The organism is Streptococcus sp. HMSC066F01 (genome assembly GCF_001837335.1).
Taxonomy (GTDB): Bacteria; Bacillota; Bacilli; order Lactobacillales; family Streptococcaceae; genus Streptococcus; species Streptococcus oralis_S.
In genome coordinates this window covers 44,621-46,736 of the sequence record NZ_KV832107.1, presented here as the reverse complement: position 1 = coordinate 46,736, position 2,116 = coordinate 44,621, and the positions used below count along the sequence as shown (strand labels likewise).

Annotated in this window: 2 protein-coding genes; both read left to right on the top strand. The window is 33.1% G+C overall.

Going from position 1 to position 2,116, the window contains the following annotated elements; genetic code table 11:
- Window positions 1-147: 147 nt before the first annotated feature.
- Entirely contained in the window at window positions 148-945 is a 798-nt protein-coding gene (locus HMPREF2655_RS03270; protein ID WP_070837556.1) for a hypothetical protein, read from the top strand.
- Window positions 946-1,293: 348 nt separating this feature from the next.
- Window positions 1,294-2,112: a hypothetical protein gene (locus HMPREF2655_RS03265; protein ID WP_049490279.1), complete on the top strand. Its 819-nt coding sequence runs from the start codon at window positions 1,294-1,296 to the stop codon at window positions 2,110-2,112.
- The last annotated feature ends 4 nt before the right edge of the window (window positions 2,113-2,116 follow it).

Genomic DNA, 2,116 nt, shown 5'->3' with positions numbered 1-2,116 from the left:
AATGGTATGAGAAACACGTAAAATAGATTTAAAATGGAATCCACCAGGGCTTGGAGACTGTCAAAAGTGTGGGCAAGAATGTTTCTGATTTTTTCAATGGTGGTCTGAAAGCGGCCTCATCCTTGTTTGGGTAATAGGAGAAAATAAATGGATAAGATACAAAAAGATATTAATGATGCACTAGAAACAACGCGAAGATGGAATATATTAGTAATGATTTTTGCAATGCCATTATTTCTTGTTATATGTATATTTGCCCCATGGTTTGCGATTGCTTTAGGAACATCCATGAGTAAGAATAGTATAACTTTTATGCAGCCGCTTACTGAATTAGAGTATCAACTAATCATCCCAGAAAAAGTTTTTGGTATTTTATTTTTAGTTTATTGGGCGATGTATATGATTATTTATATCATTTCAAAAAGAAATAGAATTTATGCTTATTTACTCAATTTACTCGTCTTATTCACTCTTATTCATTTAAGCATTTTTGGACTAATTTTAGGCTTGCAATTCTTTGTTCCTTTTTTAATCATTCGGATTATTTATTGGCTAGCTTATTCCGTAGCGGTTGTCTATATTATTTATAGTCTCATAACAAAGTCATATACTAGAGTTTTTGATATTGACAAGGAGAAAATAAAGAAATATACAAATGTTATCTTGGCTTTATGGTTTATAAATTTTATTGCGGGTATTCTTATTTCAGGGTTTAAAAATTTACTTGCTCATTTACTTTTGGCTATATTACCCATCGCTCCAATCTTTCTCATTATTATCTTAATATCATTGAGTAAATCAACATTCTCTTCACTATTTAATCTTAATGAAGTTAATAAAAACCAAGAGAAATACCGCGAAGAATACGGTTATACCATTGAAGAATGGTACGGGAAAAAGTCAAAAATGTACAAGGAATATGTTAAGAAGTCTAAAAAGAGATAAAGGTTTGTAGATGCTATTTCTAGTCTCTTGGCAGAGGATCGGACCTGGTTATTCTGATTCTAGATGAAGCACCTGAAAATAACTCAGGTGCTTTTCTATACTTTTTACTAATTGATTAACTATTCTGGTATAATGGGTTAAGGACGGATTACTTACTAGCAAATACTCAAGGAGCTAAAAATATAGCTTATGGTGCTGTGGACGTGGTAGAATCGGGGGTGGAGTCTATCGGAAATGGGATCCACCAGGGCTTAGAGACTGTCAAAAGTGTGGGCAAGAATGTTTCTGATTTTTTCAATGGTGGTCTGAAAGCGGCCTCATCCTTGTTTGGGTAATAGGAGAAAATAAATGGATAAGATACAAAAAGATATTAATGATGCACTTGAAACAGCACGAAGATTAAGCTTAGTAAAGGCGATTTTTGGACTATCTCTATATTCTCTTATGGTTATGATTGGTACGTCTTTACCGATAAGTGTATTTCGAATGGCTAGTGAAGCTGGGTATGACCCAGCTATTCCACTGACCTCAATGGTTACACAGCTAACATCAGTGGAAAAAGGGCTCATTCCCCCAGATAGTTTCTTTGGCTTTCTATTTTTTCTTTGTTGCGGTCATTTTACTTGTTTTTATATTATTTCTAAAAGAAATCGCATTAAAGCCTATTTAATGACTCAGATTTTTCAATTGTTTTTGCTCGTAATTACATATTATAGTTGGTTTGTAGCCATCTTGTATTTAATCCCTCTAGTAGCAGTTCGTATCGTTTACTGGATTGGGTTTGTCTTATCACTGATTTACCTTATCTATATCCTTGTTACAAAGCAACGCGCTAGAAAAGATTATTTCTCCTCAGAATATTATAAAAAATTTTTGAATGTTATTTTGTTCTTATGGTTGTTGATGTATGGAATCAATCTCTTCATCAACGGACTCAATCATTTCCTAGCGTATCTCTTGCTTGCTTTATTACCAATTTCACCTATTTTCCTAGGACTATTTTTGGTATCATTTTTTAAATCCAATGTAGTAACGCTAGAGAACTTGAATACAGTCAATAAAAATCAAGAGAAATACCGTGAAGAGTATGGCTATACCATCGAAGAATGGTATGGGAAAAAGTCAAAAATGTACAAGGAACATGTTAAGAAGTCTAAAAAGAGATAAAGGT

Coding starts and splice junctions, on each gene's coding strand:
- HMPREF2655_RS03270 (WP_070837556.1), top strand. CDS start 148: ATGGATAAGATACAAAAAGATATTAATGATGCACTAGAAACAACGCGA.
- HMPREF2655_RS03265 (WP_049490279.1), top strand. CDS start 1,294: ATGGATAAGATACAAAAAGATATTAATGATGCACTTGAAACAGCACGA.